Below are 16,545 nucleotides of genomic sequence, written 5' to 3'. Positions count from 1 at the left end.
CTTACATTTTTAACAGCCCCTGTTTCACTTCCTGAGGAAGTGTGCCAAGAGCAGACATGCATTTTCCTGTTCCTGGCTGATCCTTTTGCCTTCATAAGAGGATAAAAGCGGGGGGTGTTTCTTTTTTATGAAGTCCCCTTCATTATTAATATCGACATTAATCCCATGGTAGAAAAATGCCACTATTTTTTTAGCCCGTTCTAGCCATAAATAAAATTTCATAGCGTATTATCTTACGATTATATTTGATCCCTGAGGAATAAACTGCGCGTCCTTCAAATGACATGAAGGTGAGCGTAGCTGATATCAAGCATCTAGGCAAACAGCAAACTGGGTAGCCACTGATAAAAATTTTAGGATCAGGTTCAGTCTAAATTAATAAGTAAACTCACAGTAAGCAAGGATAATACTTAATATTCCAGAATATTCCTATTTTAACTGTTTAGCTTTGTACCGACAGTTACATCAGCTTTAAAGATTTTTATATTTTAACAGAGTCTGATGAACGGGATGGTTTTTGGGCATCAGTTCAATCAGGCGTTCTACAGCATCAATCGCTTCAGGAAAATGTGCCACATGTTTCAGCAAGACATCGGTTTCATTAGCCTTGAAAATGGCATCGCTCAGGCGTGATTCCAGACAATCTCTCCAAGCGCATAGAAATGGACTTTCTGTTTTGGCCAGAAATACGCCGGTACATAATTTCAAGGCTGAATCGATATACCCAGCATCTAAAGATTGCTCTGTCATTAAAAAATCAGCCTCTACATGCGCCAATAAACGATAGGGTCTGGAACCCAGCATACCACCTAATAAATCGCGTAATTGTGACATTTCTGCTTTTAAAGTACCCATACTGACCTTGCGCTCGCCATATAAGGCTTGATGCAATGTATCTAGACTCAGACCCTGCGGACATAAGGCTAGAATGGTCAGAATTTCAATCTGTCGAGGAGTCAGAACCAACATCTTGCCATTAAACAGCACTTGAGGTACTGAAAAAGCTCGAATAAACAGGCGCTGCTTCTGGCATTCTAGTAGAGCCGACTGGATGATCGTAGCACAGCGCTCCGCAGCTAGTAGTGCTAAACTGTTATGCTTTGGCCAGGTAGTCGACAGATCAATGACACCTAAGACCTGTTTTGAATAGGGATCAATAATCGGGGCAGCGTAACAAACCCAATCATGAATGGAGGACATGTAATGTTCACTGGAAAAGACACAGCTGGATTGTTGAGTTTTTAAGGATAATGCCAATGCATTGGTTCCGACTAGCTCTTCGCGCCATTGCCCACCTTCAATAAAATGTACACTTTCTGCGGCACTTTGCATTTGTGGGCTAGAAGCTGCCCAAATGATGGTGCTGCCGATATCTCCGACCGCCAGCACCATAGAAGATTGCTCGGCAATATGTTTTAAATCCTGAGCACAATGTTGCAGGGCTTGGGCTAAAGTTGAGGAAGAAGTGGTCTTTTTTAAATCCGTCAGCGGTGCTGCTAAACGATTCTTCGGGATTTCAGCCGAGGATGAACGTTGCCAGGAGCTGGCAATACTCTGTCCCAGCTGTTCTGCATGTAAGGGAGACAAACTGCTGTTTTGCCGAAGCTGATCAGTATTGTGCCTTTTTTCCATCAAATCTTGTTTTGTCATCATTCCTTATTCTCACAACAATTCATGATTTACATCCGCTGTAATCGTTATTTTTTTAAAATGGATGAAAATATCGTGAACATGCTAGCCCCAACCTTTTTCCAACCTTATACCAGTTATATTAATCAAATAAGGTGCAGAAGTACCTTATACCAAAGCTGTAGAAGCGGTTTTGCCATACGAAAATAAGCAAAGGAAATAAATATGCGTTACGTCGATCCTAATCAACCTGATTCAAAAGTTCATTTTAAAGCACAATACGAGAATTTTATTGGCGGCGAATGGGTCGCTCCGGTCAAAGGTGAATACTTTGACAACATCTCTCCGGTAGATGGCAAAGTCTTTACAAAGGTTCCGCGTTCTTCTGTAGAAGACATTGAATTGGCCCTGGATGCAGCGCACAAAGCCAAAGAACAATGGAACAGAGCATCGCCGACCACCCGCTCCAATATTCTGTTGAAAATTGCCGATCGTCTGGAACAAAATCTGGAACTGCTGGCAGTGGCAGAAACCTGGGATAACGGCAAACCGATCCGTGAAACGCTGGCTGCCGATATTCCGCTGGCTATTGACCATTTTCGTTATTTTGCCGGCTGTATCCGTGCCCAGGAAGGCGGCATTTCCGAAATCGATGAAGATACCATTGCTTATCATTTTCATGAACCGTTGGGCGTCGTGGGTCAAATTATCCCGTGGAACTTCCCGATTCTGATGGCTGCCTGGAAACTGGCACCTGCCCTAGCTGCAGGTAACTGTATCGTGCTGAAACCTGCGGAACAGACTCCGGTCAGTATTCTGGTTCTGGCTGAACTGATTCAGGATATTTTGCCGCCGGGCGTGTTGAACATCGTCAATGGCTACGGGGTCGAAGTCGGCCGTCCACTGGCGACCAATCCCCGTATTGCCAAGATTGCCTTTACCGGCTCGACTGCCGTCGGCCAAATGATAATGCAGTATGCAACTGAAAATATTATTCCGGTAACGCTGGAACTTGGCGGTAAATCACCGAATCTGTTCTTTGCCGACATCATGGATCAGGAAGACGATTATCTGGACAAGGCACTGGAAGGCTTTGCCATGTTTGCCCTGAATCAAGGTGAAATCTGTACCTGCCCTTCCCGGGCCTTGGTACAGGAAAGTATTGCCGATGAGTTTTTAGCGCGTGCAGTAGAACGGGTACAACGCATTAAAACCGGTCATCCACTGGATACTGATACTATGATTGGCGCGCAAGCTTCTCAGGAACAGCAGGACAAGATTCTGGGCTGTATTGCCACTGGCCGTGAAGAAGGTGCACAGATCCTGACTGGCGGTGAAGCACGTCAGGAAGTCGGTCAAGGTTTCTATATTGAACCGACCATCTTTAAAGGCACCAATGACATGAAGACCTTTCAGGATGAAATCTTCGGACCTGTACTGGCTGTGACCACCTTTAAAGACTTCGACGATGCGATCAAGATCGCCAACGATACGATTTACGGACTCGGTGCCGGTGTCTGGTCACGTTCGGCACATACCACCTACCGCGCTGGTCGTGCTATTCAGGCGGGTCGGGTGTGGACCAACTGTTATCACATCTATCCTGCGCATGCGGCTTTCGGTGGTTATAAAAAATCAGGCATTGGACGTGAGAATCACAGAATGATGCTGGATCATTATCAACAGACCAAAAACCTGCTGGTGAGTTATTCAACCAAACCAGCCGGGTTCTTTTAAAAAGTGAAATACATTCAAAGCGAACTTCGGTTCGCTTTGAATGTATGGTAGCTAACTTTCACAAAATATCAGCAACATCTTCAAGCTGCGGCCAATTCAAATAAAGTTTTTAGTCTATAAACACTTTTTTTAAAGGAAAGAGCCTCACCTCAAATTTCTATTTGCAATAGTGTCATTTCAAGATAATTTCACTCTATAAAGATTTCGCCACATTCTCCAGCCATTCAGTGCAAGAAGAATAAAGAGAAAATAGAGTACGGCTGTTAAATACAATGATTTATGGGTGTACATACCGACATAAATCACATCTAACACACACCATAATCCCCAGCTTTCAATATATTTTTTTGCCGCCCAATAACTTGCCACCAAGCTAAAAGAGGCCAACATGGAATCCAACCAAGGGAGTGATGCTGTGGTGAAATGAGCAAATAAGGCGCCAATCACCAGACCGGCGACAATACCCACAATCAGGCTATATACCCAGATTTTTTTATTCAAATAGCCAATCTGCACGGTGATAGCCTGGTCATGATTTTTCTTCGACCAGCTATACCAGCCATACAGTTGCATCAAGATAAATACGGCTTGTAATGCTGCGTCTGCAAATAAATTGACACGATAAAAAATAATGATATACAGAAATACAGCGACAATATTCACCAACCAGCAGGCTTTATATTGTTTAGACGTCAACCAGACACCTAAAACGTTTAAAATAAACGCTGCAATTTCTATATTTTCCATAGCAATATAACCTGATTAAGCAGCCAATTTAGAAGTTCAGATTGAATGACAAGGTTGCTGTACGCGGCGAACCCAAGAATAAATAATCGTCACCCAAAAATTCACCTGCATCACGCCAGTATTTCTTGTTGAACAGATTATTAATATTCAAGCGTAGCAATGCATCGGTCGTATTTAGTTTAAATTGATAAGCAGCGCCTAAATCAACCACACTATAACCTGCAACTTTCGCAGCACCCTCTTTGTTGGCATATTTGCTGGAACTGTATTGACCACCTGCCAGAACAGTGAAACCTGCAATGCTCGGTACGTTATAGCGAAGATGTGTTGCGAAACGAGCTTTTGGCACGTTTTGCGCCTGATGATTACCATATTCAACCGCTTCCACATTTTCTAAACGGGCTTTGGTCAAGGCTAAAGATGAAGTTAAGGCCAGATGGTCGGTTAATGCACCATTCAGTCCTAATTCCAGGCCCTGACTATGCTGTTCGCCTTCCGCAATAAAATAGCGAAGTCCTGAAATCGGCTTGCTATATTGATTGTCCTGACGTAAATCAAAAACGGCTGCAGTCAACAGGAAATCATGGATCTGTTGTTTGAAACCAATTTCATATTGCTCTGAATAGATCGGTGCTAGAGTTTCAGCCGCATTCTCTGCAAACCAAGGCGCTGTTTTTCCACCTGACAGGCCTTTAGCATACGAGGCATAGACGGTGGTCGATTCCAAGGGGCTATAGCTGATCGCAAATTGCGGTAAAAATTTGCCTAAATCAGTATCGCGGACTTTTACCCGATCTGCATCATATGCTTGTTCATCCAGCTCGATCCATTTTCCGCCAATCAAAGTGGTCCAATGTTCATTCCATTCAATCCGATCAAGAAACGTCAATGCAGTTTGTTTACTGTCTAAAGCTTTAAAATAAGGACCTAGATTTCCTTCTTCTGGGATCCTGTCGTAGGTATCTTGGTAAATATTACCAACATAGTCTTCTGAATTTATGTACTGGTTTATACCGTTGTAACGATTTCTAGATTTATCGGTGTAAGTCAAATCAAAGTTAAGGTGATGTTGTACCCAATTGGTATCAATCACCCCATCCAATTTGACTTTAAATTGGTTGGTTTTAAAGGTGTCATCCGGATTACGAAAATCATAAATATCATACTCGCCAGCTTTACCAAACGTGTTACAGGAATACTCTTCCAGACAGCCTTCCCGATAATAACCATAAGCAAAGCTTGAATAGTCATCAACTCTGGATTTACTGTGTGCTGCAACGAGTCCCAGGTTCCAGTCACTATTCAAAGCATAGCTATATTTTAAACTGCTATTCAGACTATCGATCTTGACCGGTTTACCCCAAGTCTGATAACCCAGCAATCGATCCCATTTCACATTTTCTGGGACTTTGCCATCGAGTAATTGATAACCTGGCACTGATTTTTGTTCGGAACGCTGTGCTTCAAGATCAAATTCCAATTTAGATTGCTCAGATGTTTTCCAATCTAAGGCCAATGCCGCTAAATAGCGTTCACCCTCCACATGATCGACATAAGACTCCATCTGTTCATTCACCAGATTGATGCGATATCCGAATTGTTGCTCATCACCCAAAAAACCACCGAGATCAGTTGCCACTGAAAACTGGCCGTGTTGATCGGCCGAGAATGTCAGTGCCTGAATATCTTTCGGTCGCTTGGTGACATAATTCACAACCCCACCCGGGGTCGACATCCCACTTTGAATCGCGGACATGCCTTTTAAAATTTCCACACGTTCTTTGTTTTCAAGTGCGACGTTTTGTTCACCACGAATCACATTGCCATTAATGAGGTAGCTAGATGCCAAATCGAGTGCAAAGCCACGCGAGACAAAGTTTGGATAATAGCCAATTGCAGCATAGCCATCACCGATCGCCGCATCATTTTTTACAACATCGGTCAGCACACGCGCGTGTTGTTCAGCAATGAGATCAGCAGTCAAAATAGAGACCGATGCAGGTATTTTTTGCAGACTGTCCGTAGCAAATCCCTCAACATTCACTTTAGCACTCGAGTAAGGAATGCTTTGATCGGCTGTGATAACAATCGTGTCAAGCTGTCGAACATCGTCTTCAGCATAAGTCAGCGGGGCTAAACACAGCTGCGACAGAATGATCATATTTAAAGATCGGATTAATACATTCTGTTTGAGTTGACGAGTGTTCATACGAAACCTTATGTCTGTGAAGTGGGTGATGATGCTGGGTTTAGAGAGAGCATTGAGAAGATTGCAATTCATCTTGAATGAGCCGGGTTAAGGTCTGGGTAAATTGTTGACCTTGTTCGCCAAAGAACCAGTCCACATGACCGATAATCCAGTCGTAATAAGCAGCATCTGCATGTTGCTGGTTTTGAGTAATCCCAATAAAATACTCAAGCTCTGAAAAAGCGAAATCCAAATGCACGATTTTCAGTAGTTCTGGCAAAATACTAAAATCTTCTTGTGGATGTACTTCAGAAAAATAAGCATGTAGAAAGGTGGTTAAACCAGCTTCATCAATCTGAATATGTGGGCTCTGCTCTAATTCCAACCAATCAATGAAATTACGTTCAATCGTCACAGCCAGATCATAAAGTGCAGAGTTTCGGTCAGATAAACCAAAATCAATTACGGCAGTAATTTCAGCTTTGGCATCCGGCGCTGACCAAAACAGATTAGAAGCGTGTAAATCGTTATGGGTCCAAATTTTGCTTGCCTGTTGCAATACAGGCTGAATACGCTGGTGAACCTGTAAGATTCGATCTAAAAAGTAAGGATCTAAATTTTTATCGGCAAAATAACGGCTTAATTCTGAACTGTTTGCAATGCGCTGTTGAATGGCTGTAATGATATTTTCACTGTCTAAAAGCTGCTGATTGGAAACCAAATAAGATGCTGATCTGCCCTGCTGTTCGGGAAAATCCTGCATCGCCAGATGTAGTCTGGCCAGTAAAGCCCCTGCCTTGGCGGCATGTTCAGCATAGAAAAAAGGTTTCCAGGATTGCTGATCTGCATACAGATCTAAACCGGCTGCTTTTGCATAAACTTCATAGGTCCAGTCACCCAGCTCTAAAGCAGTCAGATCTTGATTTGACCTAATCAATGCTGCAACAGGAATTTCTTTGCTGGCTAAATGCTGAAGAACGGCATGCTCCTGTAAAATATCGTGGGCACGACGAAATGAACAATGACTGCGCTTGATCAAATACTGATGCGCGACTGCTTCATCCCTGCTCACAAAATCCTGCTCCACCTTGACCAGCGCCGCAGATGAAAATGGCCGGGGACTACACCACAAAATCTGAATATGACCTTGTAAACAGGAATAATGCTGCTGCAGGCTTTGTAATTCTGGATCAGAAATATGTGCCCAGTCTTTATGTTCCCAGGCATTGCCCATACCATGACCTAAATCATTGGTAATTATGGTCATCATCACTATTCCTGAGCTAGATCATTATCTAATAATGGAAAATCATTGTTTAGGCGAACATGCAAACAGTATTTTTAAATACATTTAATATTGAAGACACGCCCTAAAATTAAGTGGTACATACCAGTATTGAATTGGAGGCAAGTTTAGCCTTATAAATATAAAAATAAAATAGATCTCTCGCATAAATCAAAAAATGATCTTCTTTTTGGTTAATATTCGAACTCCAGATTTCTTAGCATTCGCGCATAATCTGCGGATGAAATATATCGATTCAAACAAGCTTTCTGATCCTCAGTTCAAGCGATAACATAGTTTTGAAATGCACCGTAATTCATTTTCATGACTTCACTAAGTAGCTCTTTAAATCCATGTTCCTCAGCAGCAAATTCTACCAGTGATTCATTGTTCAGATCAGTAACACATGCCATGGTCGAATGACCTGTACACTATGAGCTTTGAATTCGCCCAGGTATATTTTGTTGAATTACGTTTTTTTTATTAAGATATTTAAGGGAAAATTCTCACGAAAAAAATGTTTTTTATCACTGAACCATATACAAGTAGCTAAATTATCCTGCAATTTTTCAACCATCATTGGATGACTACCGTAAACTAGGTAAACAATATCACCAATATAGATATTATTCATCTTTAGTCAGCCAAGTATAAGATCAAAATTCTGAAACTTCTGATAAATAAATTAATGCCATCAATTGAGGACTTTTTTTAAACTGAGAAAGCGTTTATAAAGTCCAATTAAGTCCTTGTCCCATTTCATAAATAATGAGTATTAATGCAATTACCATTAGTAAAATCACAATGGCTTCGACCTTAGTGAGCATCTTAAATTCTCCACCTTTCATCTTTTATATAATAAACAAAGTGAACAATAAGTAACAATAAGGTTACAAAAAATTACTAGATGTTACAAAAACAGGGCTGGTAAAGAAAAATCTCTCAGAGGAGGTGCTAATTCTTTTCAAACTTAACCTTATGTACTGGGCGATATCCTGTATAAGACTCATGACATACCGCGATTAATCAACACCACCTTCTTCTTCTAAACTTAATAAGAAAGTATGGACACCCTGCATGTCATTTAACTCAATATTATTGCCGATCCATTTCATCGTAGTTGGTTCCATATTGTTTATGTCTTCTTGGATTTTATTGTAGGGGGGATTACCGCAGTTGACCATTGCCATGCTCTTTTTATAATTTGCCATTAAATTATCTTCGCTATAAAAGATTTTTAAGAAAATCGGTCTGTATTTGGCCAATTAACGCTACAAAAAAACTCATCCGATAAGTATTCTTACCTAAACCCAAGGTTCTATAACTTGGATCCTGAATATCTTACATACGCAGACATAGCTCATACATCGGAATTTAAACTTAGCCTCTACACTGAAATTAAGTTTTAGAAACATAGAGGAAATTCAGATGGAAAAGTATTCAAAGATTCTAATCCTGAGCTTATTTGGATTTACTGGAACAGTAGCTATTGCAGATGAATCCATTCCAATAGAAGCAACTGCCGCCGCCGAAGCGCAACAGGTTGCTTTAGATTATGGAAATGAGAAAGACAAAAAATCTGAATCATCTGAAAGCCCTTAATTAAAGGAATGCCGGTCAGTTAAGAAATTGACTGGCATTTTTTTGGGTATTTCTGTGGTGTCCCTTTCACAACTCGTGGGCAACTCCTCACTCCCCTCTCAGGCAAAACATATCTCTTAGATTTTTCCAGTAAACTTTCTAAATGTTTAGGTAAATTACCTGCGGAGTCTAAAGAGTCGAATCTTAATATATTCAGAATGCCAATAGATGCAATATGAAAGCTGATTCTCAAAGGACTGAATTTTGCACGTTGAGCCATATGTTTCATTTGTCTTCTTAGAATATTGTAGGCAATAAAGCCCCCCATAATTATTGACAAACTAAATCAGGTTGCTTGTTCCTCAAATGCTTGCCCTCCTGTAAATCACTTTTGATTTCTCGGTAACACATTTTTATTTCCCAGCGCTGAGCATAAAGCTTCGCCAAGCCTATCAGTGGCTATGTCTTTGGGTTCATTAATAAAGTGATATAACGTCTAATTTTCCCTTCCTGCTCAACTTCAATCAAACGCACTTCCCAATACCCTGTTGCCATTAGAGGCCAAAAGCCGCTGTAAACTGGATCCTGAACTAAAAATCTATAATCAGGAAATCAATAAAGAAGAATAGAAATTAAGTATGGATTGGCAGTCTAAAAACTTTCAAAATGCTTTCAGAACGTTATCGCAATAGAGCTAAAAGCCCCCCTTTTGAGATTCAATCTAGTTGCTGGAATTTATAATTTGCAACTGAGTAAGAATGATTTATGAAGGAGGTCTAATGCTAATCTAAGAAAATAAAGAAATCCTAAAAACATTTAACTTTTTAGGATTTGAATGGTCAGGATATAAATATAAGCTTATGCTTGAATATCTAAGATCATTTCAATTTTGTCCTGTGACCAGATTTCGATGTCATATTCAATCACTAGATCATCTGATTTTGAAATACGTTCAATATAAGTGGCGGTTTGACTTAAAGGAATACCCAAGTGCTGGCTCTCAAAATGAGACACACCGGTATTTTTAATTTTTAACTGACTACTCGTGTAATTATAATGAAAGTGATTTTTAATGACGTCTTGGACCGAAGTAATCACATTATAATTCAGCACATCTGGAAACAGCGCAACAGGTAAATAATTATATTCTAGAAGTACTGGTACATCATCAGCATAACGTAAACGGATAATTTCAATAAAGCCCAATTTACGATTTTCTTCGCTAAAAAGATTACTGTGATCCAATCGCTCCAGCTGTCTGGTCGAGATCAGTTCAGTTCTGGCATTAAAACCCTGTGCCTTCATATAAGAACGAAAATTTTCAATTGAGTTTGGATAATATTGAATTTTTTTATTACTCACGAACCAGCCGAGATTTTGCCGTTTGAAAATTTTATCTTCGGCACGAAGCTGTTCATAGGCCTTACGCACTGTTTCCCTTGAACAGTCAAACTTTAATGCCAAGTACCGTTCGGATGGAATTATTTGATTAGAACTGTAATTTTTCAATTCAGCCTCAATCAAATCTCTGATTTCCATATACTTCATTCAGTGAATCCAGTGAGTGCTCATAAGTGATAAAGATAGTACTAAATTAAAGAACAGAGGAAAATTGAAAACAAGGTACAGATCAGTAAAAAGATGCATTCCCTTGTTTTAATGAGAATGTTTAGCAGCATGATTGATACGTGATTCTGAGAGAATATCGTTGTCCACTCATAATGTTCTCATTTATGCAAAAAGAATAGACTAAATTTGTCTAGGAGAGTGGTGACAGTCTAATCTAATTAAAAGGCATCTACAAAATCGGCGGCTATTCGTAATAGTCGACTGAGAAAATCACGTACCTTGATTCTAGACATTATTGCCCACCTCTACTAGCACATTTCCTGACACAGTCCCTATCTATACATTTGAATGCCTTTGACTATTAAAGATTATCTTTAATAAAATGAGCTTTATAGGGCAATATACTAAGATCTCCAGACTGTTGAATCCGGCAAGCGCACTGAGTGCGGTTCCGTAACGTGACACTGGGTAACGTCTTGGACTGCTGTATGTAGACAAAAAATGAAAGCTGCGGTTTAAAGCTGGCGTCCTTCAAAATTTATCTCATTTTATAACTGATGTCTGGATTTTCAGGTAATTATACCGCACCAAAAAAACATCTATTCACTAACGATTACTTAGGCTATTTATTATAAAAAAACAACCATACTTCATTGATATATGTTCATTTATTTCTAATTTTTCATGGACATAAGTTAATTAGTTAATTTATTAGGTCCCATATATCATCTAAGCGGAGTCAATTAAAACCTGTTATAAGTCAGTGTAATATTGAAATTTATAGAAATAATATTTAAAACCGTTTTTTATTTTGAATTAAGGTGTCATCAATTAGCTTGAGAAAATATTACCGGTCCTCATAATTTTTTCATGACTAAACGCTATGCATTAAAAGATGATCAGTGGGAACAGGTTAAAGATCTGTTACTTGGACGAATGGGTACTGTTGGAGTAACGGCCAAAGATAACCGACTATTTGTTGAAGCGCTATCGTTCAGGTATCCCGTGGCGAGACTTAATCGAACGCTTTGGTGATTTTAGAGTAGTGCATACTCGTTTTAGTCTTTGGGCTAAAACAGGTGTGTGGCAGAGAGTCTTTGAAGTGCTGTCACATGACCTTGACAATGAATATGTCATGTTAGACTGCACCCCATTGTACGTGCTTACCAACACAGCGCTGGGGGGAAATCAGGCGACTAGGCGCAGTAAAGGGGGCTTAAGCACCAAAATTCATGCCCGTACTGATGCTTTAGGCAACCCGACAGGATTTTATCTCACGGATGGGCAGGTCCATGATTTAAACGGTTCAGATGTGTTGCTGGACTTATCGTTGAGTCAGACCTGGTTTATGGATAAAGCCTACAACTCTAGGGATCGGGTCATTGATCCAATTTTAGAGGCGAAGGGTCAAGTTGTGATGCCAGCGAAAAGTAATTCTATTGATCAGCGTGATTATGATTGACATATCTACAAGGCAAGACATCTGATCGAGAATTTTTTTGCCAAGCTCAAACAATATCGTGCTATTGCCACACGCTATGATAAATTGGCTCAAAACTTCTTATCAGCGATCTTTCTGGCTTAATTGATAACACGCCCTAGTTTGAGATTGTCAAAAGAAGTGTAGCAACTTGCTACACTTTTTCACTTTTCTGAATAAGCTGTTTTAAAAAATCTTCTAGTTGTAAGAGACTAGCTTCGTCAATTTCCGAGATATTCAGAGAAACCTTAAGCTGTTTTTGATTGAGTTTGATATTTCCCGCAATCTTACCTGCATATTCAATTTTTCTAACCACAGATGTTGTGGTCAGTTTTCCTGGATCCTGACTCAATATTTTTTCAGCATAGGCAGTAACTTTACTTTGCTCTAGTTTTTTGTCTTTTACTTTTTCCCAAGCCCCTAGCAAAGCCTTTTCAGCCTCAGAAAGTTGCTCTATATGATCCGACAGAAATTTTTTGAATGCAGTTGCAGCAGTACGACCTAGTAGGCCTGGTTCCACATCAAGGTCATTTAAAATTACTTGAGGCAGTTTTTCGTACGCTAAATACTTGTACATATCTTCGCGATTTAAACCCAGTGAATTGGCTAAACGTTGCTTGTTTTTCTTTAACTTCTCATCAAGTGAGTTCAGGCCAATAAAAATTTCATAATCTGTCAGATCCTGACGCTTTAAATTCTCTGCCAGGGTTAACAAAGACGCTTCTACATTATTTGCATCAATAATAATGGCTTCAATCACAGACTTTCCGAGTAACTGATGTGCCCGTAAGCGTCGCTCGCCTGCAATCAGTTCATATTTCAGATTATCCAGTTTACGTACTGTAATGGGCTGCAAAAGGCCGATTTCATTAATAGAATCCGCCAGTTCTTTTAACTGTGACTCTTCGAATAATTTACGCGGCTGGTTTGGACTGCGGCTGATATCCTCAATAGGGACATTACGTCTAAACTCTTTCAGCTCTCTAATATTGTCTTTCTGTGCTTGCTGATGTTTTTCTGTATTCTGTTTCAGTTTCTGAGCTAAAAGCTCTTTGGTGCTTGCCATAATGCTCTCAGGTTTAAACTTTAGCTACAATTTCATTGGCAAGGCTTTCAAAAGCCTTACGTACTTTTGAATTTTTTTCTACTTTCAAAAGTGATTGTTGCAAAATCGCTGCTTGATTAACTTTAGTACTTTGAGGAATGGTAGTCTCTAAAAGTTTTCCTACCTGTTTCAAGGCTTCATTCCGAATCAGCTTACAGACATTCTGACGTTCATCATGCTTAATTAGTAAAGCGCCTAAAAGCTCTAAATCTGGATTAATACGTTTGATCTTTTCAAGATGATTTAAAAGATCTGTTACCCCATACAATCCATATTGTGATCCAGATTCGATAGGGATAATGACATGTGTTGAAGATGCCAGGGCATTGCTGGTTAATAATTTAAGACTAGGTGGACAGTCGATCAATATAAAATCATAAAGATCTTTTAACAGTTCTAACTTGATATTTAACTCTTCAGAAGGACGGGGAGCTTCTTCTTTTAGTTGGTCTTCAGTTTTTCCTAAATTCAAAGAACCATAAATTAATGATACTTTTTCAAAGTTTGTTTCTTCTTGTAATGCATCTGCCAACAATGAAATATCACCCACCAGTAGCTCCGCTGTAGTCACAACAATTTCGCTTGGATGTTGGATCCCAATGTGTAAACTAGCGTTTGCTTGAGGATCTAAATCAATGACTAAAACTTTGTTGCCCAAATTAGCAAGCTCTGAAGCTAGGTGCACAACCGTCGTTGTTTTGCCACATCCGCCTTTATGGTTAGCAACAGTAATAATTTTTGCAGACATGCGTATCAGATGCTTCCCTATTTGAATGTCTAGTAATATAAATAAATTTTACTCATCTTACTATAGTTTTTAAATTTATAAATTCTATTTGTTCAGATGTAAAACAGCTTAAAAATAAATCTTTAACTAAGCTAGCTTAATTAATAATTAGAATAATTAGTTATTTAGCTAATTAATAATTAAGAGTGAATTTTTATTATATAAAACAAATGCTTAGAGTTTTAAAAGTGGAAGGTTTGTCACCATAAAGTGGAAGGTCTGTCACTCTAAAGTGGAAGGTCTGTCACTCTAAAGTGGAAGGTCTGTCACTCTAAAGTGGAAGGTTTGTCACTCTAAAGTGGAAGGTCTGTCACTAGGGTGGAAGGTTTGTCACTGCTATTTTTTAAACCGCTATTTTTATTTAAAAATAATTTAAAAAACAATTATTTAATATGTTAATAAAGTCTCGTAACTAAGCCTTAAAGGTGGAAGGGTTGTCACTGTATGTTCTTAACCTGTGGATAATCTGTTTTTATTGGATATTTCCTGATGATTATATGTGCAGTTATATCTTTCGAATCTAACTGAAAGGTGGAAGCCTTGTCACATCAGGGTTTCTATTTAACTTAACCTATCTGAATGTGGGTGAAAAAAGTAAAAATAGTCATTCTAAACTGTAATTTCGGGGGCTAAAGGTGGAAGGTCTGTCACTGTAGGGTGGAAATACTGTATTTAATTCCACTTTAAAGGCAAAAAACCGGATAATAACGCTTTTTTTGATGACGGACCTTCCACTTTTAGAATCTTGTGGTGAAAGTCTTGAAAGTTTTTCCACTTTTGTATATAAAAACTAAGTCAAATTATAAATATCACGGTTATGACAGAATCTGAACCATTGCAAGAAGAAACGAATTATATTCCCTACTGTATAGGCAACATTCGCCATAATGGCGTTGTCAGTACCAGTAACCGCTTAATTCGCCCAATCGAGTTGTCATCCAATGAATATAAGGCACTTCTATATGCAATGGCGGTTGCGAATTATAGTGAGAAAAATAGGGTAGATGGTGAAATTACCGAACAAACTTATATTTATTTGTATAAGGATGATTTGGCAGATTTACTAGGATTAAATAAACGTAACTCAATTAATGTTGCAATAGATCGGATCTATAAAGAGCTTTCATCCCGGGTAGCTCATTTTATTATTGAGGAGCCTGCTGATAATGGTAAGAGAAAGACTAAAAAAGTACATTCTGTCGTTCCCATTATCCGTGAGTTAAGATGGGAAGATGACTCTAAAAATGCGATTCAGATTCGTTTTACTAGTGAGGTGTTGCCGTATTTCACTCAACTGGCTGGGGGTAATTTTACTACCTATCAGCTAAAACATCTTTTTGCCCTAGATTCTGTTGCCAGTATGAGTCTTTATACTTATTTCATTAAAAACGAATTTAAGTACGCCAATCAAAAGAGTTATGAAGTGCCATTACTTTTAGAAAACTTGAAAGCACTGATTGATATTAATGAAACCAAATATGATCGCTGGGTAGATTTTAGACGCTATGTATTAGACAAAATAGTGGCAGAAATTAACGAAAATACAGATCTACAATTAGAGTATGAAACCGTTAAGAAAGGCCGTCCAATTGTAGGTGTGAATTTTAAACTGCATCATCGGATTGCTGATAAGGCACTGGATGAAATTGCAGTGATTGAAAAAATCTATCTTGATGTTCCATTTGAAGACAATGCATCCGTAAAAGAATTAGGGGCTAAATTCGATACGAATGTACGTTCTTGGTATATTTTTAATAATGATGAAAATTATCAGCAGTTCAAGAAGTGGTTTAAAAAAGTAGGATGCCTCACTGACTCTCAAGCAAATATTGTCATTAATGACACTTTATTCCAAATGGATTTTGCTGAAATTGGTATGGGGCTGAATGACTTTAAACGAAATATGAAGCATAAACTTAAAAATAATCCAGAATTCGTTCAAAGTATTCGTGAAAGACTGAATGATATTTTTGGTAAAGAGCTGATCTAGCGAAAAGTGTAGCAACTTGCTACACTTTTTTAAATATATGTTTGTAAAGAATACAAGTGGTAAGGACCCTAGGATAAAAACGACTCTGTTGGATAAAGGCTTTAGAGATAGATCTTCCCTAAGTTATCCAAATTCAAGTGACAACTTGGGTATGAGGTCTGCCTAATTCCTTAAATCTATTCAAAACGTAAGTGTTCGCTGAACACACCTTATGAATTCATCCTATAAGCCTTAATTTAGTCCCCACTTAAAAACAAGTGGAGACTAAATTTATGACTACAAATAACTAGGGTCTGTTGACATTTACTGTTCATAATTAACCCTATAAAGGTAGCTATAAAAATATACAGGCTAAAGCAACAGAACTTTGATAATTTCTTTTGAGCTTGTCATATCGAGTAGCTATTCCTCTAAATTGCTTTAATCTACAAAACATATTTTCAACTA

The 16,545-nt window shown here is 38.9% G+C and carries 12 protein-coding genes and 3 pseudogenes; 4 read left to right on the top strand and 11 right to left on the bottom strand.

Features of this window, described 5'->3' with window-relative positions; all coding sequences use genetic code 11:
• Nucleotides 1-471 precede the first annotated feature (471 nt).
• Nucleotides 472-1,653: a helix-turn-helix domain-containing protein gene (locus ACTL4S_RS14075; protein ID WP_004647792.1), complete on the bottom strand. Its 1,182-nt coding sequence runs from the start codon at nucleotides 1,651-1,653 to the stop codon at nucleotides 472-474.
• 201 nt (nucleotides 1,654-1,854) lie between these two features.
• Here ACTL4S_RS14075 and exaC point away from each other — a divergent pair, with 201 nt between their 5' ends.
• Complete coding sequence (gene exaC / locus ACTL4S_RS14070; protein ID WP_409655493.1) at nucleotides 1,855-3,366, top strand: acetaldehyde dehydrogenase ExaC; 1,512 nt, start codon at nucleotides 1,855-1,857, stop codon at nucleotides 3,364-3,366.
• Between the two features lie 177 nt (nucleotides 3,367-3,543).
• On the opposite strand, the gene pnuC is transcribed toward exaC, so the two are convergent.
• The 5 genes from pnuC to ACTL4S_RS14045 form a co-directional block, all read right to left on the bottom strand.
• Complete coding sequence (gene pnuC, locus ACTL4S_RS14065) at nucleotides 3,544-4,113, bottom strand: nicotinamide riboside transporter PnuC (RefSeq protein WP_253145967.1); 570 nt, start codon at nucleotides 4,111-4,113, stop codon at nucleotides 3,544-3,546.
• 28 nt (nucleotides 4,114-4,141) lie between these two features.
• A complete protein-coding gene (locus tag ACTL4S_RS14060) occupies nucleotides 4,142-6,322 on the bottom strand; it encodes a TonB-dependent siderophore receptor (protein WP_253145968.1) in 2,181 nt (726 codons plus the stop codon).
• Nucleotides 6,323-6,362: 40 nt separating this feature from the next.
• Nucleotides 6,363-7,568 carry a phosphotransferase enzyme family protein gene (locus tag ACTL4S_RS14055; RefSeq protein ID WP_253145970.1) on the bottom strand — a complete coding sequence of 402 codons (1,206 nt, stop codon included), beginning with the start codon at nucleotides 7,566-7,568 and terminating at the stop codon, nucleotides 6,363-6,365.
• A 299-nt stretch (nucleotides 7,569-7,867) separates the two neighbouring features.
• On the bottom strand, nucleotides 7,868-7,999 hold the full coding sequence (locus ACTL4S_RS14050) for a hypothetical protein (RefSeq protein ID WP_005100775.1): 132 nt from the start codon (nucleotides 7,997-7,999) through the stop codon (nucleotides 7,868-7,870).
• A 609-nt stretch (nucleotides 8,000-8,608) separates the two neighbouring features.
• Entirely contained in the window at nucleotides 8,609-8,797 is a 189-nt protein-coding gene (locus ACTL4S_RS14045; protein ID WP_253145969.1) for a hypothetical protein, read from the bottom strand.
• A 217-nt stretch (nucleotides 8,798-9,014) separates the two neighbouring features.
• On the opposite strand from ACTL4S_RS14045, the gene ACTL4S_RS14040 reads away from it, so the two are divergent.
• On the top strand, nucleotides 9,015-9,188 hold the full coding sequence (locus ACTL4S_RS14040; RefSeq protein ID WP_004281965.1) for a hypothetical protein: 174 nt from the start codon (nucleotides 9,015-9,017) through the stop codon (nucleotides 9,186-9,188).
• 19 nt (nucleotides 9,189-9,207) lie between these two features.
• Here the strand turns inward: ACTL4S_RS14040 and ACTL4S_RS14035 are convergent.
• Nucleotides 9,208-9,710, bottom strand: a pseudogene (locus tag ACTL4S_RS14035) (IS4 family transposase); the annotation flags it as partial.
• 315 nt (nucleotides 9,711-10,025) lie between these two features.
• The gene (locus ACTL4S_RS14030) at nucleotides 10,026-10,715 is read right to left on the bottom strand and encodes a GntR family transcriptional regulator (RefSeq protein WP_253145972.1); all 690 of its coding nucleotides are present in this window, start codon (nucleotides 10,713-10,715) and stop codon (nucleotides 10,026-10,028) included.
• A gap of 891 nt (nucleotides 10,716-11,606) precedes the next feature.
• Between ACTL4S_RS14030 and ACTL4S_RS14025 the strand changes: the two are divergent.
• Nucleotides 11,607-12,321, top strand: a pseudogene (locus ACTL4S_RS14025) (IS5 family transposase).
• A 49-nt stretch (nucleotides 12,322-12,370) separates the two neighbouring features.
• Here ACTL4S_RS14025 and ACTL4S_RS14020 read toward each other — a convergent pair.
• Together ACTL4S_RS14020 and ACTL4S_RS14015 are read right to left on the bottom strand one after the other, a co-directional pair.
• Nucleotides 12,371-13,282 carry a ParB/RepB/Spo0J family partition protein gene (locus ACTL4S_RS14020; RefSeq protein WP_253145971.1) on the bottom strand — a complete coding sequence of 304 codons (912 nt, stop codon included), beginning with the start codon at nucleotides 13,280-13,282 and terminating at the stop codon, nucleotides 12,371-12,373.
• A gap of 13 nt (nucleotides 13,283-13,295) precedes the next feature.
• A complete protein-coding gene (locus tag ACTL4S_RS14015) occupies nucleotides 13,296-14,069 on the bottom strand; it encodes a ParA family protein (protein WP_139853766.1) in 774 nt (257 codons plus the stop codon).
• A gap of 856 nt (nucleotides 14,070-14,925) precedes the next feature.
• On the opposite strand from ACTL4S_RS14015, the gene ACTL4S_RS14010 reads away from it, so the two are divergent.
• Nucleotides 14,926-16,098 carry a replication initiation protein gene (locus tag ACTL4S_RS14010; RefSeq protein WP_004647771.1) on the top strand — a complete coding sequence of 391 codons (1,173 nt, stop codon included), beginning with the start codon at nucleotides 14,926-14,928 and terminating at the stop codon, nucleotides 16,096-16,098.
• 334 nt (nucleotides 16,099-16,432) lie between these two features.
• Here the strand turns inward: ACTL4S_RS14010 and ACTL4S_RS14005 are convergent.
• Nucleotides 16,433-16,545 (bottom strand): annotated as a pseudogene (locus ACTL4S_RS14005) (IS5/IS1182 family transposase); the annotation flags it as partial.

It is taken from the genome of Acinetobacter lwoffii (assembly GCF_052078135.1).
Classification (GTDB): Bacteria; Pseudomonadota; Gammaproteobacteria; order Pseudomonadales; family Moraxellaceae; genus Acinetobacter; species Acinetobacter lwoffii_Z.
This window is presented reverse-complemented; position numbering and strand designations above follow the sequence as displayed.